Raw genomic sequence first — 22,868 nt, forward strand, 5'->3', positions numbered from 1 at the left:
GGGTCTGGGTGCGTGGGCCATCGGAGGCGGGGTCAGTGCCTGCCGATGGCGTCGAAGCGGGTGCGGGGCGGGGTGTCGCGGCCGAAGCGCCCCGGGCGCCAGCGCCGCTGGAACTCGGGATCCCCCGCTCCTCCCTCGATGAGATCGGCGAGGTACTCGCCCATGAAGGCAGCATATTTGAAGCCCTCGCCGGAGTCGCCGCACGCGAGCACGACCCCCGGGTGGGTGCGGCCGACGATGAAGTCGCCGTCGCCGGAGTCGGTCCACGTGCACACCTGCGTCGTGAGCACGCGGGGCGGCACGGCGGTGAGGTCGCGTTCGACGCGGGCGCAGATCTGCTCGGTGCGGCGGGGGTGCTCGGCTCGGTCGAGGTCGTCGCCGAGCGTGCCGCCCGCGAGGGGGCGGAGCGGCTGGTCGAGCCCCACCTTGTAGCCAGCCGCTCCGTTCGGCATGGCGTAGACGCCGGGCGCGTCGCCGGTGGGGCAGTCGATGAGGCCGGGCAGATCCGGAGCCGGCGGCGAGGCGGCGGGATCGCCGAGGGTGACCACCTGCTCGATGTAGGGCGTGAGCGGCAGTGCGAGATCGAGCCCGGGCAGCAGTTCGGCGGTGCCCGGCCCGGCCGCGACGAGCACCTGGTCGGCTTCGAGGGCGTCGCCGTCGGCGAGTGCGACCCGCACCGATCGGACTCCGGGCTCGATCCCCGTCGCGCGCGTGCTCGGGCGGTACCGACCGCCCGTCGCAGTGAAAGCGGCGAGGGCCTCCCGCAGCAGGCGATCGGCGAGCACGACGCCGGCCTGCTCCACGAACAGCGCGTCACGGCCGTCGGGCCGCAGCCCCGCGAATCGCTCCGCCACCCGGTCGGCGGCGACGCGCTCGACGGGCTGGCCGATCGAGACGAGCGCTTGGGCCACGTCGGGCAGGGATGAGTGGTCTCGCCACAGCAGTCCCGTGCGGCGGAAGACCGGTGTGCCGAGGCGCTCGCTCAGCCGCTCCATCGCCCCGAGCGTGCCGAGCATGGCCCGCGCGCGCCACACCCGGGTGTCGGCGAGCCGCCAGAGGCGGGTGCTGCCGCCGCTCGACGCGTAGGGTCCGCCCGCGTCGAAGCGCTCGATCAGGGTGACGCGCCAGCCGCGATCCTGCAGCTGCAGCGAGGTGGGCAGGCCCCAGGCGCCTGCGCCGATGACGATCGCGGTGTCGCTCATGGTGCGGTTCCTCTCGGCCCGGGCGGGCTGCTCGCTCGGCGAGACCGACTCGGAGGGGCCCCGGATCCGCGGATCCCGCCGCCCCTCCGAGCGAGCGCCCCGAGGCCGGGTCAGTCGTCGATGGTGGTGAAGTGCTTGCGCAGCGGCTCGTGCACCCGCCAGACGCCCTTCCACCCGGAGGGCATCACCATCACGTCGCCGGGCCCGAACTGCTCGGGCTGCTGCCCCTCGACCTCGATCGTGACGCGGCCGGTGAGGATGGTGCAGATCTCGGTGTAGCCGTTGCGTTCGGCGGTGAAGTCTCCGGGGGTGCACTCCCACAGGCCGGTGTCGATGCGGCCGTTCGACCAGGTGGTCGTCGCGGCTTCGGTGAGGCCGTCGGTGAGGGCGGTCGGCTTGGGGGCGTGGGCGCCGAGGTCGGCGGCGGCCGTGTCGTGGGCCGAGTGGGTGACGATGGTGTCGCTCATGGGGTCTTCCTGGTGTCTCGGGGCGGGGTGGCGGCGGATCAGTGGCGGCCGGTGATGACGTCGGCGATGTGTGCAATCGGTGAGGTCGTCGCTCGGCCGGCGAGCTCGCTGCGGTCGGCGACGCCGTAGGCGGCGTAGAGACCCTTCGTGGCGAGCCAGCGCAGCGGCTCGGGCTCCCACTTGCGCACGCGGTGGTTCACCCAGGGCAGCGAGGCGATCTCGGTGTCGTCGCCGAGGATGAGGTCGGCGATCGTGCGCCCCGCCAGGTTGGTCGAGGTGACGCCCGTGCCGACGTACCCGCCGCCCCACGCGATGCCGGTCTCGCGGTCGAGACCCACGGTCGCGGCCCAGTCGCGGGGCACGCCGAGCACCCCCGACCAGACGTGGTCGATGCCGGCGCCCCGGGTGGCGGGGAAGAAGCGGTGCAGGATCTCGCTCAGCGTGTCGACCGTGACGGGCGGGGTCTGACCGTCGGTGTCGGTCTTCGATCCGAACTTGTAGGGCACGCCGCGCCCGCCGATCGCGATGCGGTCGTCGGCGGTGCGCTGCGCGTACATGTACACGTGCGCGAAATCGCCGAGCACCTCGCCCCGGTTCCAGTTCAGCTCGTCCCACACCTCGGGGGCGAGCGGCTCGGTCGCGATCAGCGACGAGTTCATCGGCAACCAGAGCCGGTGCAGGCCCTTGAGGTTCGCGGTGAACCCCTCGGTGGCGCGCACCACGAACTCGGCCGACACCGTGCCGTGGGTGGTGCGCACGCGGTGCGGCTCGATCTCGACGACGCGGGTGCGCTCGTAGATCTCGACGCCGCGGCGCTCGACGGCGTCGGCGAGACCCGCGGCGAGCTTGGCGGGCTGGATGCGCGCGGCGTGCGGATGCCAGACCGCGGCCCGCGTGTGCGCGACGTTGATCTTCGCCTTCGCCTCGTCGGCCTCGAGCAGTTCGAGGTCGGTGTGCTTCCACGTCTGCTCCGCGGCGGCGAACTCGCGGATGCGCGCCTCCTGCGCGGGCGTGTAGGCGACGTTGAACTCGCCGCCCTTCTTGATGTCGGCGTCGATCCCCTCGGCTGCGGCGACCCGGATCACCTCGTCCACGGTCTCGTTCATCGCGCGCTGGAAGCGCTCGGCCGCGTCGCGGCCGTGCGTCGCGACGTACTGCTCCCGGCCGCCCGTGATCGCGGCCGTCAGCCAGCCGCCGTTGCGGCCCGAAGCACCATAGCCGACGTGCCGCTGCTCGAGGATCACGACCCGCAGCTCGGGTCGGGCCTGCTTCAGGTAGTACGCGGTCCAGAGGCCGGTGTAGCCGGCCCCCACGATCGCGACATCGGCGGTGAGGTTCCCGGGCAGCTCGGGCCGCTGCTTCGGAGCGCCGATCTGTTGCCACCAGTGGGACACGTTGCCGTTGATCATTCGGGGTTCCTTCGTTGTCGGGTGATACGGGTCTCGGCGGGCGTCGGCGCGTGCGGGGCCTCGTCCGGAGTGGGTGGGCTGTTGATCCAGAGGATCGCTGCGGGGGCGCTCGATTCGTTGACGACCCGGTGCGGTACCGAGCTCAGGAACTCGATCGAGTCGTCGGTGTCGAGGTCGTAGCGGGCGCCGTCGAGTTCGAGCACCACGCGCCCCTCGGTGACCACGACGATCTCCTGCGAGTGGCCGTGGGTGTAGGCGTCGGCCCCGGTCGAGCCGCCCGGCTGGAAGCGGCCGGCGTAGATCTCGAGGTTGCGCAGCGGCGGCAGGGCGACCACGTGCTTCTCAGCACCGGCGAGCGGCAGGGTGGGTCGATCGGCCGCGCGCAGCACACCCCGAGTGTGGGCGGAGGAGTCGTCGAGCAGCTGGGCCGGCGCGACGCCGAGCGCGGCGGCGACCTTGCGCAGCGACGCGACGCTCGCGTTCGTGCGCCCGTTCTCGAGCTGGCTGAGGAAGCTGGAGCTGACGCCGGCGGCGGCGGCGAGCGCTCGCAGGCTCATGCCTCGCAGCCGGCGGAACGACGCGACGCGACGGCCGAGGTCGCCCTCCCCCGGGGTGTCGCGCGGTGCCGCGCCCATGGCTCCTCCTCGATGCCGCGGCCGGAGCCGCACGCTCACTGAACAGTGTGTTCAGTATTCTTTTCACAACGTACAACCGTGCCGGCTCCGGCGCAAGGGGGCGGGCGCCTCCGTCGCCGAAGCCGGCAGCGCCGCTACTCCCCCGCCGCAGGACCGCCGGGCAGAGCCGCCAACCCGCGGATCTCGGCGAAGAGGTCGTCGAGCCCGAGCGTCTGATCGGGCACGTACGCGAGCGGATCGGGTGTCGCGTCGAGGCCCAGCAGACCCTCGACCGTGGCGAGCAGGCAGTACGGCGCGTACGACGGGTTGTACCCGCCCTCCTGCACCAGGATCGCCCGGCCGTCGGTGTGGCGGTCGGCCAGCTCGCGCACCCGTCCGCCGATGCCGTGGAAGCCCGGCATCGACACGTTGTGGCGGCCGTTGGGGTCGTACGCGCTGGCGTCCTGCCCGCTCGCGCAGACGATCATGCCCGGCCTGAAGCGCTCGGCGAGGGGAGCGATCACCTCGTCGAACGCGCGCAGATACCCGGCGTTGCCCGCTCCGAGCGGCAGCGGCACGTTCTGGTTGAACCCCTCGCCCGCTCCGGCTCCGCGCTCCTCGAGGCGGCCCGTCTGCGGATGGCTCGCGCCCCAGGCGCCGTGATCCATGTGCAGGCTCACGGTGAGCACGTCGTCGCGCTCGTAGAAGATGTCCTGCGTGCCGTTGCCGTGGTGCACGTCCCAGTCGATCACGAGCACGCGCTCCACCCCGGCCCGGCGGGCCGCGTCGGCCGCGAGCGCGGCGCCGTTGAAGAAGCAGTACCCGTCCGCCTGCGCGCGCTGGGCGTGGTGCCCCGGCGGCCGCGTCAGCGCGTACGCGAGGGGCGCCGCGCCCGAGAGCACCGTCTCGGCAGCGGCGAGCGCGGTGCCGGCTGCGGCGAGCAACGGCTCGTACGAGCCGGATGCCAGGCGGGTCGTGCCCGTCACCCAGCCCCCGCCCCGCTCGGCGGCCCGCCGGATCTCGGCGACGTAGTCCGCCTCGTGCACCCGCGCCAGTTCCTCCTCGGAGGCGAGCCGGCCGGGTGCGAAGCGGATCGCGTCGGCCGCCGGGCCGCGGCCCAGCACGTCGTGCATCCGCTCGATGCGCAGCCGGCCCTCGGTGTGCGGCTCGTTCGCCGCGAACCAGGGGCTGGGGGCCGTCTCGTGCAGCGCGATGCCCGTGTCGTGGTCCAGCACCCGCGCGTCGAAGTGTACGGCCAGGGGGTCCCGTCGTGTCATGCGCGCACCCCCTCCGATGTCGTCGCTCCCATGGTCACTCCTGCGCCGGGGTCATGTTGTAGACGAAGAAGGCCGGCTCGTCGCCCACGTTCTCGAGGTGGTAGGTCCATCCCGGGGCGAGGTACACGGTGTCGTCGGGGCCGAGGTCGAACACGCCCTCGTCCCAGGTGAGCCGCAGGCGCCCGCGGATGATGTAGTACGTCTCGTCGACGGGGCCGTACCAGTGGTCGGCCTCGGCGGGGTCGAAGCTCTCCCGGCTCGACCAGCGGTTCGTCTGCTCGCCGGGATCCATCCAGCAGACGCCCTGCGTGAGCTCGCTCTGGTGCTCGGCGCGCGTGATGATGCGGTTGATCCGCACCTTCGTGGGCGCGGATCCCGCGTCGACCGGGGTCAGCTCTGCGACCTTGACGTGGACTGGGCGAGGGTTGCGGTCCATGGATTCCTCGTTTCTGTTGCTTCGTCGCGTGTGGGGAAGACGGTGGTGCGGTCGGCCGACCAGCCGAGTCGCACCTCGGCGCCCACGGCGGGGGTGGGCGACTCGACGCCGGAGCGCACGATCAGCGTGCCCGCGCCGGTGGTGATCTCGAGGCGGCTCTGCGCCCCGAGGTAGGTGAGATCGGTGACGGTGCCGGTCAGCTCGCACTCGTCGGCGGGCGCCCCGGCGGGGAGCACTCGCACGCGCTCGGGCCTCACGATCGCCACGGCCGGGCCGTCGGGGAGGTCGCCCGCGGCGAGCCGGATGCCCGCGGCGCCCACGAACTCGCCGCCGACCACCTCGCCCGCGACCGCGTTCGACTCGCCGATGAAGCGGGCGACGAAGAGCGTCGCGGGGTGCTCGTAGAGCTCCTCCGGGGTGCCGACCTGCTCGATCCGCCCCTCGTTGAACACCGCGATCCGGTCGGAGAGGGTCAGCGCCTCCTCCTGATCGTGCGTCACGAACACGACGGTGATCCCGAGTTCGCGATGCAGGCGGCGCAGCTCGAGCTGGAGCCGCTCGCGCAGGGCCCGGTCGAGCGCGCCGAACGGCTCGTCCATGAGCAGCAGACGGGGTTCGAAGACGAGGGCGCGCGCGAGCGCGACGCGCTGCTGCTGGCCGCCGCTCAGCTGCCCCGGCTTCGCCTGGGCCCGCGTGTGCAGTTCGACGAGCTCGAGTGCGGCGAGCGCGCGCTCCGTGCGCTCGGCCTTCGGCACGCCGCGCTGCCGCAGCGGGAACTCCACGTTCTCCCGCACGGTGAGGTGCGGGAAGAGCGAGTAGTTCTGGAACACCATGCCGAGGCCCCGCTTGTGGGGCGGCACCGACGTGATCTCGGCGCCGTCGCACACGACGCTGCCCGCGCTCGGGGCGGTGAAGCCCGCGATCATCGAGAGCGTCGTCGTCTTGCCCGAACCGCTCGGGCCGAGCAGCGTCAGGAACTCCCCGGATGCGACGTCGAGATCGACGTCCTGCACGGCGGCGGCGCCTCCGTAGCGCTTGACGAGGCCGCTGAGCCGGAGCTCGGCGCCAGCGGTGGCAGTCACAGTCATTCGACGTCTCCTAGTCGTTTCGCGGCACGCCGTTCTCGGACGACCTGCACGAGGCGGGGGATGAGGATGATGAGGGTGGAGAGCACGAGCAGCAGCGTGGAGGCCGCCGCGATGCTCGGATCGGTCTCGACGGTCACCGAGCTGTACATCTGCACCGGCAGCGTGCGCACCGTCGGCGACTGCAGGAAGTACGCGACGACGACCTCGTCGAGGCTCGTCACGAAGGCGAAGATGAAGCCGGTGACGATGCCGGGCAGCAGGATCGGCAGCTGCACCTGGGTGAAGCGGGCGACGGGCCCGGCGCCCAGCACGGCGGCGGCCCGCACGAGCGTCTCGTCGAGGCCGCGCAGGGCGGTGCCGACGGGGATCAGCACGAACGGCAGGGCGAGCGCGAGGTGCGCCAGCACGAGGCCGAGCGGCGAGCCGCTGAGCCCCCAGCGCAGGTACATGCCGAAGATGGCGATCGCCGCGACGATGCCCGGCACGAGGATCGGCAGCATCATCGTGACCTGCGCGGTCGCCGCGAGCCTCGCCCGCAGACCGCGCAGCCCGAGCGCCGCGAGGGTGCCGAGTGCGGTGGCGACGATCGCGACGACGAGCGCGATCCAGAGGCTCGTGCCGAGCGAGCCCAGCCAGCGCTGGTCGGTGAAGAACTTCTCGTACCACTGCAGCGACCAGCCCTCGATCGGGAAGGCGAAGCTGCGCTTGTCCGAGAACGACAGCGGGATCACGACGAGCGTCGGCGCCACGAGCAGCAGCGCCGCGACCGCGGCCCAGATGCGCAGCGGCAGGCGGATGCGTGTGGGTTCGTTCATCGGGCCTCACCTCCGGAGATCATCTGCGAGACGCCTCGTCGCAGCGGGGCCACCGCGAGGATCACCACGCAGAAGAGGCCGAGCGTGGCGAGCAGCAGGATGCCGGAGAGCGCACCGGCCCCGGCGAAGTCGACGATCTTCTCCACGCGCTGCCCGATGACCTGGGCGATCATGGCCTCCTTCGGGCTGCCGATCAGCTGGGGCGTGATGTAGAAGCCGAGCGCGAGGATGAACACCAGCGAGCTCGCGGCGAAGAGGCCGGGCAGCGACTGCGGCAGGTACACCTGCCAGAACGCGCGGTATCGGTTCGCGCCGAGGCTCTGCGCCGCGGCGAGCTGACGCCGGTCGATCGCCCCGAGGGCGGTGTAGAGCGTGAGGATCATGTAGGGCAGCAGGATCTGCACGATGGCGAGCACCACGCCGGCGAGCGTGCCGCGCAGGGTCGCGTTCTCGGCGCCGAAGAAGCCGAGGATCGCCGAGACCGGACCATCGCGCTGCAGCAGCGAGATCCAGGCGAAGGTGCGCGCCATGAGCGAGGTCCAGAAGGGCACGAGCACGAGCACCATGAGCAGGGTGCGCGCGGTCGGGCCCACCAGCGTGAGCAGGTAGGCGAAGGGGTATCCCAGCAGCACGCATACGATCACCGTGATGACCGCCGTCGCGAACGTGCGGCCGAGCACTCGAAGCGTCGTCGGATCGGCGAGAGTCGCCGTGTACTGCCCGAGCCCGGGTTCGGGATCGGTGAACGAGCGCACGATGATCACGGCGATCGGCAGGAGAAAGAAGATCAGCACGATGGCGAGCGCCGGCACGATGGCGACGCCGCTGAAGAGGCGCGAGGCGCGCATGGAACCTCCAGGGTCTGGTGAGCGGGATCCGGGTGCCGCCGGCCGGGGCGCGGTGGCGCCTCAGGCCGGCGGCGCAGCGGTCACCGGCTCAGCTCGTGGACCAGGCGGTCCACTCGGCCTCCGCGTCGGCGGAGTTCTCGGCCCACCACTCGACGTCGGTCACGACGGACTGCTGCTGCACCTCCGCGTCGGCGACGTTCCACTTCTGCTGCAGCTCGTCGAGCTCGGGCTGCGCCGACAGATCGGCGGGCGCGTAGGGCTGCAGTTCGGCGAAGCGGGCCTGCGGCTCGGCCTGGGCGGCGTACTCGATGAAGCTCTGGGCGGCCTCGGGGTTCTTGGTGCCCTTGATGATCGAGAGGCTCGCCCACGCGAGCAGGTTGTCCTGCCAGACCGGTGCGATCTCGGCGCCGTTGCGCTCGGCCTCGTAGCCGCGCCCGGACCAGGCGAGCCAGAGGTCTGCCGAGCCGTCCTCCATCGACTGCTGCGACTCGGAGCTCGTGTTCCAGAAGGTCAGCGAGTCGCGGATGGTGTCGAGCTTGGCGTAGGCGCGCTCCGTGTCGAGCGGGTACAGGTCCTCGGGGGCGACCCCGTCGGCGAGCAGGGCGAACTCGAGCGCCCCGGCCCCGGCCCAACCCGGAACCATGCGGGTGCCCGGGTACTTCTCGAGGTCGAAGAAGTCGGCCGGCGTCGAGGGCGCGTCGGCGCCGTCGTAGGTCTTCGTGTTCACGATCATCATCGTGGAGTACTGGGCGATCGGGATCGAGCAGTCGGACCAGGTGCCCTCGGGGAAGTTCGACGTGTCGATGTCGCTGAAGTCGATCTCCTCCACGAGCGTGCCGCAGTTCGCCACGGGGAAGTAGGGCTCGGTGTCGGCGACGTCCCAGATCGTGTTGCCCGACTCGACCATCTGCTGGATCTTCGGGTACGAGGTCGGGCCGTCGTTCTGCACGGTGACGCCGGACTCGGCTGCCCAGGGATCGAGGAAGGCCTCGTTCTGCGCGTCCTGGTAGGCGCTGCCGTAGCTCGCGAACACCAGCGAGCCGCCGCCTTCGGCGGCGTCCGGCGCCGCGCCCGACGAGCACGCGGCGAGCGACAGCACGGCGACCGCCGCGACGGGCACCAGCCTCAAGGGTGACTTTCTCATCTTCGTGACTCCTTCGTCAGCATGAATGGACTATCATAATAACGCATTATTGTTACGGTGCAAGACCCGTCGGGTTCCCATAGGGTGAATACACCGATCGGAGCGGGCCCGGCCTGCACCCCGCCAGAAGGGAACCTGCGTGACCATCGCAATGGAGCACACCGCCCCCGCCGGGGAGCTCGACCTCGCGACCCGCCGCCGCGCCGAGATCCTCACCGGCGCCATCCGGGTCATCGCTCGCGACGGCGTCGTGGCGGCCAAGCTCAAGGACATCGCCCGCGAGTCCGGCGTGAGCCTCGGCCTGATCCAGCACTACTTCGACACCCGCGAGAACCTCGTCGACGCCACCTTCGCGGCGATGATGCGCGTCGTCTCGCACGAGAGCGCGAAGCGGGTGAGCTCCGACGACGACCCCCTGCGCTTCATCTTCGGGATGAACCGCCTGCACGTGCTCGGCACGGTCGGATTCCCGGAGCGCTGGGGCTTCTGGAGCGAGCTGTGGGCGGCGTCGGGGCGCTCCGACCACCTGCGCGAGGTCGCCACCCAGGTCTACCAGCTGTGGGCGCGGCCCCTCGAGGCGGCGCTGCACCGCCTGGCCGATGCGGGCCGCCTCCCGCAGGGCGCGGATCCCGGGCACATCGCGGCCGGGATGCTCGCGCTCATGGACGGCCTCTCCATCCGCACCCTCGCCGAGCCCGACGTCTTCACGCCCGACTTCATGCTGCAGATTCTGAACGAGTGGGCGACGACGCAGCTCGGCGTCGCCCCCGAGGAGGCGGCCCGCCACATCGAGAGCCTCGCCGCCCAGGGCGAGGCGACGATGCCGCGCGCCCTCACCCCCGAGGTCGTGGCCGCGGCGCTCCTCGAGCACGGCGCCTAGCCCTCTCGAAGCCGGCACCCGGGGCCGCGCCCCCGGCCGGGCTCCCGCGGCCCACGGTGCAATAATATGTTATTATCGCCTTCTCTCGACGTCGAGCCCTGTTCGGCGTCGCCGATTCGACCCAGGGATACTCAGAGGTGAGCATGCTCGATTCAACGATTACCCGATTTCTCGCCGAACAGCAGGAGCGGATCTCCGGAACCGACCCGCACGTCGCCTTCTCCGACGAGGAGTACGCGTCGCGACTGGTGCGGCTGCAGCGCGCCATGGCCGAGGACGGCGTGGACACGCTCGTCCTCTCCTCCCCCGAGGCCCAGAACTGGCTGCACGGCCTCGCCCTGCGCTGGTACAAGGCGAACGGCCCGCGCGACTGGCGCCCCCTCACCTGCACCGTCGTGCGCGTCGACGCGGGCTACATCCTGTTCGAGGGCATCGAGCACACCGAGATGATCCGCAGAACCTCCGTCGCGCGCGACGTCAGGCTCCTCCCCCGCTACGAGCGGGACGGCATGCTGCGCTTCATCGTCACCGAGATCGCCGGGGAGGGCTGGGTCTCCGGCTCGCGGGTCGGCATCGAACTGTTCTCGGCGATCCCGAACCCCGCGGTCTCGCGCATGATGGAGGGCGCGCTGCTCGACGCCGGCGCCCGCGTGGTCGACGCCACGCTCACCGCCCGCCGCGTGCGCATGATCAAGTCCGCCGACGAGATCGCCGCCGTCAAGCGCGCGGCCGAGATCTGCGACGCCGGCCTGCTGCACCTCGCGAACGTGCTGCGCCCCGGCATGACCGAGCTCGAAGCCCACGGCGAGCTCATCCGCGGCCTCTCCGCGGCCGGCGGCGAGCCCGCCGGGCTGCACCAGGTCGCGTTCGTCGGCCTCGCCGCCCTCGGTGTCTACCACGAGATCTCGGGCCACCGGGTGATCACCGAGGACGACTTCCTCGACGTCGACCCCTGCGGCGTCTACAAGCGCTACCACTCCAACCGGTCCCAGCTCTACGCGTTCAAGGAGCCCCCGAGCGGCGCGGTCGAGCTGATGCGCATCCTCACCGGCGCGTTCGACATCCTGACCGAGCGCGCCCGTCCCGGCGTGCGCATCGGCGACGTCAACGCCGAGCTCTACGCCTACTACCGCGACGCGGGGGTGTTCGAGCTCAACTCGAGCGTCTGGATCGGCGGCTACGAGATGGGCATCGCCTTCCCGCCCGACTGGGTGGGCGAGTGGAAGTTCACCGTCGTGGGCGGCGAGAGCGACGATCGCGTCTTCGAGTCCGGCATGGTCGCGAACTTCGAGAGCATGTGCGGCATCGGGCTGCTCGACACGTTCATCATCGAGGACGACGCCACCCGGCTGCTGTCGAAGCTCCCCCACGAGATCATGGTCGTCGGGCGGTAGCGGGCAGACCCCCGACGCAGGGGCGTACACTGGTGTGCGGTTCCCCACAAGGGAGCCGCACAGTCAATGGCGCTGAGCCATCGACACCACAACGACGTTGCGTGGCCGGCGCATCACCGCGATCGAAAGCTGCCCCCATCTTGTCCGCCACCTCCGTCACTCCCGCCCGCCCGAGCGGTGCGCCCCGCAACAAGCCGTCCCGCGTGATCCTCGCGAGCCTCATCGGCACGACGATCGAGTTCTACGACTTCTACGTCTACGCCACCGCGGCCGTGCTCGTCTTCCCGGTGCTCTTCTTCCCCACGGGCAACGACACCACCGCGCTCATCGCGTCGTTCGCGACCTTCGGCGCGGCGATGCTCGCCCGCCCCGTCGGCGCCGTGTTCTTCGGCCACCTCGGAGACCGTCTCGGCCGCAAGACCACGCTCGTCGCGTCGCTGCTCACGATGGGCATCGCGACCTTCCTGATCGGCCTGCTGCCCACCCACGAGAACATCGGCGTGTGGGCCGCGGTGCTGCTGCTCGTGCTGCGCCTCGCGCAGGGCTTCGCCATCGGCGGCGAATGGTCGGGCGCCGCGCTCGTCGCCACCGAGAACGCTCCGCAGGGCAAGCGCGCCTGGTACGGCACGTTCCCGCAGCTGGGCGCGCCGCTCGGCTTCATCATCGCGAACATGCTGTTCTTCGTGATCAACAACGCGCTGGCCGACCCCGAGCACCCGGGCGTCGCCTCCGAGGCCTTCCTCGACTGGGGCTGGCGGGTGCCCTTCCTGTTCTCGGCCCTCATGGTGATCGTGGGCCTGTGGGTGCGGCTCAGGCTCGTCGAGTCGAGCGCGTTCGAGAGCGTCAAGCAGAGCGGCAAGGTGACGCGCATGCCGCTCGCCGAGGCGTTCAAGCACCACTGGAGGGGCCTCGTCCTCGGCACCTTCGCGATGCTCGCCACCTACGTGCTGTTCTACCTGATGACCTCGTACACGCTCACCTTCGGCACCCGCCCCGGCCTCGAGGCCGCGCAGCGGGCCGCCGAGGCCGCGGACGCCTCGTTCGACGCCTCCGCCTACGTGCCGGGCCTCGGGTACAGCTACAACGAGTTCATCCTGATGCTCGTGTTCGGCGTGGTGTTCTTCGGCATCTTCACGCTGGTGTCGGGCCCGCTGGCCGACCGCTTCGGCCGCCGCCGCACCCTCATCTCGGTCACCGCGGCGATCGCCCTCTTCGGCCTCACCTTCGTGCCGCTGCTGGGCGGCGGCACCGCGGCCGTGATGTTCTTCCTGGCCCTCGGCTTCACCCTCATGGGTCTCACATTCGGGCCCATGGGCGCGTTCCTGCCCGAGATGTTCCCCACGAACGTGCGCTACACCGGATCGGCCGTGGCCTACAACGTCTCGTCGATCCTGGGCGCCGCGCTCGCGCCGATCATCGCCGTGTGGCTGTGGGGCCTCGCCGAGGGCAGCCCGATCTTCGTGGGCTTCTATCTGACCGGCGCCGCGGTGCTGACGCTCGTCTCGCTCATCCTGACGCCCGAGACCAAGGACGTCGACATGGAAGCGTAGGGCGCCCGCCCCGACACGGCGAAAGGCGGATATCGCACGCGGCCCTCGGGCTTCGCGTGCGATATCCGCCTTTCGTCGTCTGCGGCGGCAGCAGCGGCGTCTCCAGCGATCTCAGGTCGTCGACTCGCCCGCCTCGCCGGTGTCGACGAGCAGCACACCCGAGGGGATGCTCCACATCATGGCGACCTCGTCGCCGCGATTGTGGATGCGGGCCTCCTGGCCGAGCCGCACCGCCCCCTCCGTGCCGTCGGGCAGGCGCACCGTGTAGCGCCGCGAGGCGCCCAGGTACGTCACGTCGGTGATGGTGACCGGGATCGAGTTCTCGTTCTCGCCCACGGGCGTGCCCGCGGTCTCGAGGCGCAGGTTCTCGGGGCGGATCAGGATCGCCAGATCCTCGTGCGACGACTGGCCGTCGGCGACCACGCGGTGGCCGGCGACCTCGATCGCGGTGCGGCGATCCCCGTCCTTCACTCCCTTGCCGAGCAGCACGGTCGACTCCCCGAGGAACCGGCCCACGAACAGCGTCTGCGGCGCCTCGTAGAGATCCTCGGACGTGCCGACCTGCTCGATCCTGCCGTTGTTGAAGACCGCGATGCGATCCGACATCGACAGCGCCTCCTCCTGGTCGTGCGTCACGTAGACGAACGTGGAGCCCACCTCGCGGTGGATGCGCTTGATCTCGCCCTGCAGCCACTCGCGCAGCTTCTTGTCGAGCGCGCCGAGCGGCTCGTCCATGAGCAGCACGCGCGGCTCGTAGACGAGCGCGCGGGCGAGCGCCACGCGCTGCTGCTGTCCGCCCGACAGCTCCGACGGGTAGCGGTCGCCGTACTCGCCCATGCGCACCATCGCGAGCGCGTCGGAGACCATCTTCTTCTGCTGCTCCTTGCCGAGCTTGCGGCGCTGCAGCGGATAGGCGATGTTCTCGGCCACCGTCTTGTGCGGGAACAGGGCGTAGTTCTGGAACACCATGCCGATGTCGCGCTTGTGCGGAGGGAGCTTCGCCACGGGCTTGCCGTAGATGTGCAGGTGCCCCTCGGTGACCGAGGTGAAGCCCGCGATCATGTTGAGGGTGGTCGTCTTGCCCGAACCGGACGGCCCGAGGAAGGTCATGAACTCGCCCGGTTCGATCACGAGGTCGATCTCGTCGACCACGGTGTTCTCGCCGTAGCGCTTCGTCACCTGGTTCAGGCTGATGCCCGCCTCGCCGATCTGGTGGATCACCGAGGTGTTCAGGCCCTCCGCGCGCAGCTCCTGCTCGTGCCCGTCCGGCACGGGGATCTCGTTGTGAGTCATAGCGTTCACGCTACCGGTCGCTTTCTCTTCCTCGTGGCGAACTGGGCGATGAGCATCACGACCACCGAAGTGAGCATCGTGATCACCGCCACCGCCGCCACCGTGGGGTCATTGGTCTGGGTGACGCTGTTGAAGATCTTCACAGGCAGCGTCTGCAGGGTCGGGGACTGGATGAACAGCGAGAGGATCACCTCGTCGAAGGAGGTGACGAACGCGAACAGCGCCCCCGCCGTCACACCCGGCGCGATGAGCGGCAGGGTGATGCTGAAGAAGGTGCGCACCTTCCCCGCCCCGAGACTCGCGGACGCCTGCTCCAGCCGCGGATCGAGGCCCTGCAGCGAGGCCATCACATTGGTGATCACCAGCGGCATCGACACGATGGTGTGCGCCAGCACGAACCCGGGCAGGGTGCCGAGCAGGTCCATGCGCAGGAACAGCGAGTACAGGCCCACCGCCAGCACGATGCCGGGCACGATGAGGGGCAGCAGGAAGTAGCCCTCCATCAGCCCCTTGCCGCGGAACCTGACCTTCGACAGGCCGAGCGCCGCCAGCACGCCGACCGCGGTGGCGACGATCATCGTCAGCACGGCGACCTGCAGCGACGAGCCCAGCGCCTGCAGCCACGACGGGTCGGTGAAGAAGTTCTCGTACCACCGGGTCGAGAAGCCCTTCGGCGGGAAGTTGAACGAGGAGGCCTCGTTGAACGACATCGGGATGATGATGAGGGTCGGCACGATCAGCCACAGCACGATCAGCACCGAGAACGCCCCGAGAATGCGCTTCGAAGTCATCAGCGGTCCACCCCCGGGAACAGGCTGCCGCCGCGGTTGAACCGCGACACGATCACCAGGATCAGAATCGTGCACACCAGCAGGAAGATGCCGAGGGCGGTGCCCTGGCCCCACATGAGGAACACGCTGATCTGCTGCTGGATCAGGGCCGAGATCATGATCTCCTTCGACGACCCGAGCAGCGCGGGGATGATGTAGAAGCCGAGGCCGAGGATGAACACGGTCACGCCGCCCGAGAAGATGCCGGGCTTCGACAGCGGCAGGTAGACGGTGAAGAACGCCGTGACGGGGTTCGCCCCCAGGTTCGACGCCGCCGGCAGCAGCCGCTTGTCGATCTTCGCCATCGACGAGTAGAGCGGCAGCACCATGAACGGCAGCAGCACCTGGGACATGCCGAGCGCGACGCCGAAGGTCGTGCGGATCAGCGGGATCGGACCGATCCCGAACCACGCCGCGAGCAGCCCGTTGATGGGGCCCGTGTCCTGCAGCAGCACCATCCACGCCAGCGTGCGCACCAGGATCGAGGTCCACAGCGGCATCATGATGAAGAGCTGCATCAGATTGCGGGTGCGATCCGACACGATCGTCATCAGATACGCGTACGGGTACGCGAGCAGCAGGCACACGATCGTCACGAGGATCGCGGTGCCGAAGGTGCGCAGCACCACGTTGAGGTTCGCCGGGGTGGTGACGAGCCAGACGTAGTTCTGCACCCCCGGTTGCGGGTCGGTGACCGAGCGGATGAACACATCCACGAGCGGTGCCAGGAAGAACAGAGAAACGATCACGAATGCCGGGATGAGCAGCAGAAGCGGGCGCCAATTCCTCGGCCCCCGCTTCCGCCGCCCGGCATCCGCACCGGAGACCGCGATGGTCTCGGTGACAGTGCCCTCGCTCATGGGTTAGTTTCCGGTCGCCCAACCGGCCCAGGCGGCCGACAGCGCGTCGTAGTTGTCGACCCAGAAGTCGACGTTCGGGGCGATGCCCGTGTCGAGGTGCTCGGTCGTCATCCACTCGGTGAGCTGCTCGTCCATCTGCGGCTTCGCGTCGATGTTCACCCCGCCGTACGAGGTGAGCTCGGTCATCTTGGCCTGCTGCTCGGCGCCGATCGAGTAGTTCACGGCGGCGAAGGCGGCCTGCTTGTCCTTGACGCCCTTCGGGATGCCGTTCGAGTCGACCATGATCATCCACTCGTCCCACATGGGGGCGACGGGTGCGCCGGCTGCCGCCGCGCCGTAGCCGCGACCCGACCAGACGAGACCCATCACGGCCTCGCCGGCCTCGAGCTGCTGCTGCGCCTGGGCGCCGGTGGTCCAGCCGATCACGTCGTCGCCGAGGTCGCGGTACATGTCGAACGCGCTCTCGATGTCCTCGGGCTTGAGGGTCTTCACGTCCTTGCCCTGGGCGGTGAGCGCGAACTCGACCGTCTGCGGGTCGACGTAGGTCGACTGGCTGACGGTGCGCTTGCCCGGGAACTTCTCGGTGTCGAAGAAGTCGGCCGCGCTCGTGGGCGGGTTGTCGCCGAACTTCTCGGTGTTGTAGACCACCACGAGGCCGTAGAGGATCTGCGGCACCATGCAGTCGTCGGTGATCGTGCCCTCGGGGATCTTCGAGGTGTCGATCTGCGAGTAGTCGTACTCCTCGTAGAGGGTGCCGCAGCCGCGCGCGGTGTCGAACTGGGTGGTGTTGACGATGTCCCAGCTGACGTTGCCGCTGTCGACCATGGCCTTGAGCTTGCCCGCGTCGAAGGCGTCCTGGTTGAACTTCGCGCCGGAGGCCTCGGCGAACGGGTTCCACAGGGCCTCGGTCTGGCCGTCCTGGAAGACGCCGCCGGATCCCGCGAACGTGAGGGTGACGCCGTCGAGCGCGCCCTCCTTGATCTCGCCCGCGACGGGGGTGCCGAGGTCGCGCTCGGGCGCGGGCTCTGCGTCGCCGCCTCCGCTGCAGCCGACGAGCGCGAGCGCCAGCGCCGCGGTTCCGGCCACGAGCGAAACGCCGCGGCGAACCTTCGTGTCTCTGAGAATTGACATGTACTTCCTCACTTCATCGTGATGGTGGGGCCGCTCCGAGCGGCCCCTGCGGATGAGCGGATGTTCCGCCCTGCCGCTTCCCGAACCTAGTAGCCGCCGTCGGGGCCGACCCCCGCCCGTTACCCCTTCGTTACCGCGGCGAGGCATCTTTCATAGATTCGTATGGCGGGCCCGGCGACGGTAGTACGAACATAAGGTTTCGCCCACGAGTATGCCCGGGGAGGACTCCTCGGGCCGCATCGATCCCTAGCATGGGTGTCGGGCACCGCTCACCGTTCGAGGAGGAACGCATGGACATCGTCGTCATCGGAGCCGGCCTCGCCGGCCTCACCGCAGCCTGGGAGCTCGAGAAGGCCGGCCATCGGTGCACCGTGCTCGAGGCGCGGGATCGCGTGGGCGGCCGCACCTGGTCGCAGCGTCTCGGCAACGGAGAGGTGACCGAGCGCGGCGGCGAGTACGTCTTCCCCACCGAGTTCCCGATCCGCCGGCTCGCCGCCGAGGTGGGCGTGCCGATCATGTCGCACGGCGTGCGCTACGGCCGCCGCACCGTGAACGGCCGCGTGATCTCCTTCGCCGAGCTCGGCGAGACGGGCGAGCGCGTGCGCGGCACGCTCGCGCGGATGCTCGCCGACGGCGAGCGCGAGGTGTCGCTGGAGCGCGCCTTCGCCGAGGCGCTGGGCGAGGGGTACCGGCTCGACCCGGTCTACCGGCGCACGACCACGTCGGCCGCCGCCGACCCGGCGCTGGTCAGCGCCGAGGCCGTGCTGCTGCACGAGTCGTCGACGGCGGGCGGCTACGTCGAGGACGGCGGGCGCTTCGTGGGAGGCAACCAGGCGCTCGCGATCGAACTCGCGCGCCGTCTCGGCGATCGCGTGCGCCTCGAGCACCCGATCCGCGCGATCGACCAGTCGAAGACCGCGGTGCAGGTGACGCTCGTCGACGGCACCCGAATCGACGCCGATGCGGCGGTGGTCGCGGTGCCGCTGCCGATCCTGCGCGAACTCGAGCTCGGCTTCGCACTGCCGGACGACCAGCAGCGCGCCCTTGACCACCGTTTCATGGGGGTCGCCGCGAAGCTCGGCGTGCCCCTCTCGCGGGTCGACGACGACGTCGCGCTGCAGAACCCGGAGCACACGTGGTGGTCGTGGCGCTCGCTCTCGATCGACGGCGAGCATCGCATCGACGCGCTCTCGTCGTTCGCCGGCGGGCCGTTCGCGCTCGAAGCGCTGCAGGCCGAGGCGGGCGCCGAGAGCTGGGTGCGCGCGCTGCGCGAGATGCGCCCGCAGCTGGAGATCGACGGCGACGTGCTGCTCACGACGTGGGCGGACGACCCGTGGACCCGGGGCGCCTACACCGCCCCCGGCCTCGAGTGGGACGCGGCGGACGCGCGCGTCTTCGAGCGCGCGGCGGGCCGCGTCGCCGTCGCCGGCGAGCACACGGGTCTCGCCCAGTCGCTCTCGGGCGCCGTCGAGTCGGGCTACCGGGCCGCGGCGGCCATCGCACGCGCGCTCTCCTCATGACGAAGCCGCGCAAATGTACCCTTGACTCATGACCTTCACAGTGAGGTCGCTCCTCGACCTGCCAGCCGCGCGCACGGTGTCCCTGACCCCGGGCGTCGGGGAGGAGCGCGTCATCACGTGGGCCCACGTCTGCGAGCAGCCCGATCCGTGGCGCTGGCTGGGCGAGGGGGCGCTGGTCATGACCACCGGCCTCGGCGTGCCGAAGACCACCGACGAGCAGTGCTCCTACCTGCGGGGCATGCAGGCGGTCGGGATCGCGGCCGTGACCGTCGACGAGCACATGATGGACGCGTCGTTCAGCGAGCCGGCGCTCGCGTACGCCGCCCACATCGGCTTCCCGGTGCTGTCGACGGCGCACGAGGTGCGGTACATCACGCTCGCGATGGCGGTCGCCGAGGCCGTGCAGCGCGGCCGCGACAAGCTGGTGCAGCAGACCGAGCAGCGCTACGGCGCGCTGCTGCTCGCCGAGCTCTGCACCGGTGCGATCCCCGGCCCGTCGGCCGCGCGCCTGCTCGAGCCGCACGGCATCCGCCAGCCCTCGCTCGTCGCGGTCGTCCAGGGGGCCGGGGGCCGGGCCGTGCACCACCAGATCCGCGAGGCCTTCGCCGCGCAGCAGCTGCCGGTGCTCACCGCGGCAGAGGGCGATCAGGTGCTGCTGCTCGCCGAGGCGGGCGATGCGCTCGGCCGGGCGCTCGACGCGATCGCGACCGCCGGAGCCCGTGTCGGGGCGAGCGCGCCCTTCGACGGTCTCGACGAGCTGCCGAACGCCGTGCAGCAGGCGCGCAGCGCACTGGTGCGCAACCACCTCGCGAGCGGCGTGCTGCACTTCGGCGAGCACGAGACCACCTCGCTCTTCCTGCCGAGCAGCGCCGAGCAGCTGCGCCGCATCGCGAACCAGGTGCTGGGGCCGCTGCGCACCTACGACGAGCAGCGCGGCACCTCCCTCACGCAGACCCTGCGCGTCTTCCTGGAGGAGAACCGCAGCTGGGTGCGCGCCGCCGAGCGCCTCTTCGTGCACCGTCAGACCCTCATCGCCCGAATCTCGCGCATCGAGAAGATCATCGACCGCGATCTCTCGTCGATCGAGGACACCGCCGAGTGCTGGCTCGCCGTGCAGGCGGCCATCAGCTGCGGCGACCTCGAGCCCGCCGAGGCCGCGGCGCCCTCGGGCCAGCCCGGGGAGGTGCACTGAGCGGCCCCGGGGCGCTCGCAACCGCGGGGAGAAGCCCTCGCGCGCTGTGCGCCCGGACCCGTTGCGAATGGTAGCTTGAAAACACCGCGACGCTCGTGGCGGGGAGGGAGAAACCGCGATGGCACTGCCTGACGACGGGAAGCCGGGGAACGACGGATCCGCGCACTCCGAGGAGACGCTGCTCGAGCGCATCACCGAGGCGAGCGCCTGGGCCGAGCACGACATCGATCCGGACGCGCAGGCCGAGACCAGGCGCCTCATCACCTCGACGCTCGACGGCGACGCCCAGGCGGCCGCCGAGCTGAGCGATGCGTTCGGGGGCAGGCTCGCCTTCGGCACGGCCGGCCTGCGGGGGCGCATCGGGCCCGGCCCGCGGCGCATGAACCGGGTCGTGGTCTCGCAGACGAGCGCGGGCTTCGCGGCGTACCTGCTGGAGCGCGCGGCCTCGGGCCGGGCGAGCACCCCGCCATCGATCGTGATCGGCTACGACGGGCGGGTCGGGTCCGCCGTGTTCGCCCGCGACGCCGCCGAGGTGATGGAGGGCGCCGGCGTGCGCGTCTTCCTGCTGCCCGACGCCGGTCCGACGCCCCTCACCGCGTTCGCGGTGCGGCACCTCGGCGTGTCGGCCGGCGTGATGATCACGGCGAGTCACAATCCGCCCCGCGACAACGGTTACAAGGTCTATCTCGGCGACGACGACGCCGGATCGCAGATCGTGCCGCCGGCGGACGCCGAGATCGCCGCCCGCATCGAGCGGGTCGCGCAGACCCCGGTCGCGCAGCTGCCCCGTTCCACCGAGTACACGGTGCTGGGGCGCGGCGTCGCCGACGCCTACGTGTCGGAGACCGCGGCCGCCCTGCTCGGCGGCCTGCCCCAGCCTCCCGAGACGCCCGGCGTGGCGCTGGGGGCCGGCACCGGGCTGCGGATCGCCTACACGGCGATGCACGGGGTGGGCTCCGACATCGCCCAGCGGGTCTTCGCCTCGACCGGGCTGCCCTCGGTCGTGCCGGTGCGCGAGCAGGATCGCCCCGACGGGGCGTTCCCCACCGTCGCGTTCCCGAACCCCGAGGAGCCCGGCGCCCTCGATCTCGCCTTCCGCACCGCCCGCGGCATCGAAGCCGACCTCGTCGTCGCGCACGACCCCGACGCCGACCGTCTCGCGATCGCACTGCCGCACCCCGACGAGCCCTCCGGCTACCGCCGGCTCACCGGCAACGAGCTCGGCCTGCTGCTCGGCTGGCGCGCGGCCGAGCGCGAGCGCGCCCGCGCGGCCCTCGCCGGCACGGCCCCGTCCGGCGCCCTCGCGTGCACGATCGTCTCCTCGCCCGCCTTACGAGCGGTCGCCCGCGAGTACGGGCTCGACTACGCCGAGACCCTCTCGGGCTTCAAATGGGTGTCGCGCGTGCCGGGCCTCGTCTTCGGCTTCGAGGAGGCCCTCGGCTATCTCACCCACCCCGGCATCGTGCGCGACAAGGACGGCATCTCGGCCAGCGCCGACGCGATCGCCATGGCCCGCGAAGCCGCGTCCGAGGGGCGCACGCTGTGGGACCTGCTCGACGACGCGAGCGAGCGCTTCGGCCACTTCGCCAGCGGGCAGATCACGCTGCGGCTCCCCTCCATGGCCGCCGCGTCGGCGCTCGCCGCGCGGGTGCGGCAGGATCCGCCCCGCGCATTCGGCGACGTCGAGGTGGCGTCCGCGCAGGATCTGCTGACGCCCGGCCTCGCCGAGGTGCCCGCCGACGTGCTGCGCTACGACCTCTCCGACGGCTCGCGCGTCATGATCCGGCCGAGCGGCACCGAGCCGAAGCTCAAGATCTATCTCGACACCTTCAGCGATACGGGGTCCGCGAGGAAGCGCCGCCGCACGGCCGGGCGGGCGCTGAGCACCCTCGAGCGAACCGTGCGCGACTACCTCGATCGGCTGCAGGCTGGGGCTTCCGAGGCCGGCGCCCCGGGGGCCGGAGCGTCATGATCGGGCACTGGTCGCGGGAGCGCGCGGCCGAGTGGCTGCGCCGCCCGAGCGCCGGTGACGACAAGTACCGGCGGGGCGTGCTCGGCATGCGCACCGGCTCGGCGCAGTACCCGGGCGCCGCGGTGCTGGGCGTCTCGGCGGCGTGGCGCACGGGTGCGGGCATGGTGCGCTACGTGCCGGCCCTCGACGACGCCCCGTCGCCCCACGGGCTTCCCTCGCCCGCGGCGTCGGTGCTCGCGGTGCACCCGGAGACGGTGTTCGGGGAGCCCGGATCCCGGCCGGCGGACGCCTGGGTGCTCGGATCGGGCACCGATCCCGCCGACCGCTCGACGGCCGAGCGATCGGCGCTGCTCGAACTGCTGCGCGGCGGCGCTCCGCTCGTGATCGACGCCGGCGCGCTCGATCTCGTCGCGCAGGCCCGATCCGGCGACGACGGCCCCCGCGACGGGGCGCCCGCGATCCTCACCCCGCACGGCGGCGAGTTCGAGCGCCTGTGGCGAGCCTCGGGGCTCGGCGCCCTGCCCGACGACTGGGATCCGCGCGGCGGCGCCGACGGCGACGCGCAGCGCGGACGAGCCGAGACCGCCGCCCGCCTCGCCGAGCGCCTCGAGGCGACCGTGCTGCTCAAGGGCTCCGTCACCGTGTGCGCGGCGCCGGGCGAGGCGCCGCTGCTCGTCGGCCCCTCGACGCCCTGGCTCGCGACCGCCGGCACCGGCGACGTGCTCGCCGGGATCCTCGGCGCGCTCGTCGCGGCGCACGCCGCCGGCGTGCCCGAGGATCCCGCCTCCCTCGCCCGCATCGGCGCCACCGCCGCGCTGCTGCACGACGCGGCGGCCAGGATCGCGGCCGGCGACCCCGAGGCCGGCGGGTCGGGCCGGCCGATCACCGCGCTCGACGTCGCCGGCGCCGTGCCGGCCGCCGTCGCCGCGCTCGCCTGACCCGGGCC

At 71.3% G+C, this 22,868-nt stretch carries 21 protein-coding genes; 7 read left to right on the top strand and 14 right to left on the bottom strand.

What is annotated here, in order from left to right:
- Positions 1-32 precede the first annotated feature (32 nt).
- The 10 genes from H490_RS23140 to H490_RS23185 form a co-directional block, all read right to left on the bottom strand.
- Positions 33-1,202 (bottom strand): NAD(P)/FAD-dependent oxidoreductase, encoded by a 1,170-nt coding sequence (locus H490_RS23140; protein ID WP_017883839.1) that lies wholly within the window; start codon positions 1,200-1,202, stop codon positions 33-35.
- A gap of 110 nt (positions 1,203-1,312) precedes the next feature.
- Positions 1,313-1,669 (bottom strand): cupin domain-containing protein, encoded by a 357-nt coding sequence (locus tag H490_RS23145; RefSeq protein ID WP_017883840.1) that lies wholly within the window; start codon positions 1,667-1,669, stop codon positions 1,313-1,315.
- A gap of 38 nt (positions 1,670-1,707) precedes the next feature.
- Entirely contained in the window at positions 1,708-3,078 is a 1,371-nt protein-coding gene (locus H490_RS23150) for an NAD(P)/FAD-dependent oxidoreductase (protein ID WP_017883841.1), read from the bottom strand.
- Positions 3,075-3,713 carry a helix-turn-helix domain-containing protein gene (locus H490_RS23155; RefSeq protein ID WP_017883842.1) on the bottom strand — a complete coding sequence of 213 codons (639 nt, stop codon included), beginning with the start codon at positions 3,711-3,713 and terminating at the stop codon, positions 3,075-3,077. Before H490_RS23155 ends, H490_RS23150 begins: the two co-directional genes overlap by 4 nt.
- A 134-nt stretch (positions 3,714-3,847) precedes the next feature.
- On the bottom strand, positions 3,848-4,969 hold the full coding sequence (locus H490_RS23160) for a hypothetical protein (RefSeq protein WP_017883843.1): 1,122 nt from the start codon (positions 4,967-4,969) through the stop codon (positions 3,848-3,850).
- Positions 4,970-5,003: 34 nt separating this feature from the next.
- The gene (locus H490_RS23165) at positions 5,004-5,405 is read right to left on the bottom strand and encodes a cupin domain-containing protein (protein ID WP_017883844.1); all 402 of its coding nucleotides are present in this window, start codon (positions 5,403-5,405) and stop codon (positions 5,004-5,006) included.
- On the bottom strand, positions 5,360-6,493 hold the full coding sequence (locus H490_RS23170; RefSeq protein ID WP_017883845.1) for an ABC transporter ATP-binding protein: 1,134 nt from the start codon (positions 6,491-6,493) through the stop codon (positions 5,360-5,362). The genes H490_RS23165 and H490_RS23170 overlap by 46 nt, the downstream gene beginning before the upstream one ends.
- Entirely contained in the window at positions 6,490-7,308 is an 819-nt protein-coding gene (locus H490_RS23175) for an ABC transporter permease (protein ID WP_017883846.1), read from the bottom strand. The genes H490_RS23170 and H490_RS23175 overlap by 4 nt, the downstream gene beginning before the upstream one ends.
- On the bottom strand, positions 7,305-8,156 hold the full coding sequence (locus H490_RS23180; protein ID WP_017883847.1) for an ABC transporter permease: 852 nt from the start codon (positions 8,154-8,156) through the stop codon (positions 7,305-7,307). The genes H490_RS23175 and H490_RS23180 overlap by 4 nt, the downstream gene beginning before the upstream one ends.
- Positions 8,157-8,244: 88 nt before the next feature.
- The gene (locus H490_RS23185; protein ID WP_031289955.1) at positions 8,245-9,300 is read right to left on the bottom strand and encodes an ABC transporter substrate-binding protein; all 1,056 of its coding nucleotides are present in this window, start codon (positions 9,298-9,300) and stop codon (positions 8,245-8,247) included.
- Between the two features lie 139 nt (positions 9,301-9,439).
- Between H490_RS23185 and H490_RS31085 the strand changes: the two genes are divergently transcribed.
- The 3 genes from H490_RS31085 (at position 9,440) to H490_RS23200 (ending at position 13,124) form a co-directional block, all read left to right on the top strand.
- Positions 9,440-10,180 (top strand): TetR/AcrR family transcriptional regulator, encoded by a 741-nt coding sequence (locus H490_RS31085; RefSeq protein WP_152424229.1) that lies wholly within the window; start codon positions 9,440-9,442, stop codon positions 10,178-10,180.
- 143 nt (positions 10,181-10,323) lie between these two features.
- Complete coding sequence (locus tag H490_RS23195; protein ID WP_031289958.1) at positions 10,324-11,574, top strand: M24 family metallopeptidase; 1,251 nt, start codon at positions 10,324-10,326, stop codon at positions 11,572-11,574.
- Positions 11,575-11,714: 140 nt separating this feature from the next.
- On the top strand, positions 11,715-13,124 hold the full coding sequence (locus H490_RS23200; RefSeq protein ID WP_031289959.1) for an MFS transporter: 1,410 nt from the start codon (positions 11,715-11,717) through the stop codon (positions 13,122-13,124).
- 111 nt (positions 13,125-13,235) lie between these two features.
- On the opposite strand, the gene H490_RS23205 is transcribed toward H490_RS23200, so the two are convergent.
- The 4 genes from H490_RS23205 to H490_RS23220 are packed head-to-tail and all read right to left on the bottom strand — an operon-like array spanning position 13,236 to position 17,238.
- Entirely contained in the window at positions 13,236-14,417 is a 1,182-nt protein-coding gene (locus H490_RS23205; protein WP_017883852.1) for an ABC transporter ATP-binding protein, read from the bottom strand.
- Between the two features lie 5 nt (positions 14,418-14,422).
- A complete protein-coding gene (locus H490_RS23210) occupies positions 14,423-15,208 on the bottom strand; it encodes an ABC transporter permease (RefSeq protein ID WP_017883853.1) in 786 nt (261 codons plus the stop codon).
- Entirely contained in the window at positions 15,208-16,107 is a 900-nt protein-coding gene (locus H490_RS23215) for an ABC transporter permease (RefSeq protein WP_017883854.1), read from the bottom strand. The genes H490_RS23210 and H490_RS23215 overlap by 1 nt, the downstream gene beginning before the upstream one ends.
- Before the next feature lie 3 nt (positions 16,108-16,110).
- Complete coding sequence (locus tag H490_RS23220) at positions 16,111-17,238, bottom strand: extracellular solute-binding protein (RefSeq protein ID WP_031289960.1); 1,128 nt, start codon at positions 17,236-17,238, stop codon at positions 16,111-16,113.
- A 290-nt stretch (positions 17,239-17,528) separates the two neighbouring features.
- On the opposite strand from H490_RS23220, the gene H490_RS23225 reads away from it, so the two are divergent.
- The 4 genes from H490_RS23225 to H490_RS23240 all read left to right on the top strand — a co-directional run bounded on the left by H490_RS23225 (position 17,529) and on the right by H490_RS23240 (position 22,860).
- Positions 17,529-18,758 (top strand): flavin monoamine oxidase family protein, encoded by a 1,230-nt coding sequence (locus H490_RS23225; RefSeq protein ID WP_017883856.1) that lies wholly within the window; start codon positions 17,529-17,531, stop codon positions 18,756-18,758.
- Between the two features lie 28 nt (positions 18,759-18,786).
- On the top strand, positions 18,787-19,950 hold the full coding sequence (locus H490_RS23230; RefSeq protein ID WP_017883857.1) for a PucR family transcriptional regulator: 1,164 nt from the start codon (positions 18,787-18,789) through the stop codon (positions 19,948-19,950).
- 118 nt (positions 19,951-20,068) lie between these two features.
- Positions 20,069-21,922, top strand: a complete 1,854-nt coding sequence (locus tag H490_RS23235) for a phospho-sugar mutase (protein ID WP_017883858.1) — start codon at positions 20,069-20,071, stop codon at positions 21,920-21,922.
- Positions 21,919-22,860: an ADP-dependent NAD(P)H-hydrate dehydratase gene (locus H490_RS23240; RefSeq protein ID WP_017883859.1), complete on the top strand. Its 942-nt coding sequence runs from the start codon at positions 21,919-21,921 to the stop codon at positions 22,858-22,860. The genes H490_RS23235 and H490_RS23240 overlap by 4 nt, the downstream gene beginning before the upstream one ends.
- The last annotated feature ends 8 nt before the right edge of the window (positions 22,861-22,868 follow it).

The sequence above is a fragment of the Leucobacter sp. UCD-THU genome, from assembly GCF_000349545.1.
Taxonomy (GTDB): Bacteria; Actinomycetota; Actinomycetes; order Actinomycetales; family Microbacteriaceae; genus Leucobacter; species Leucobacter muris.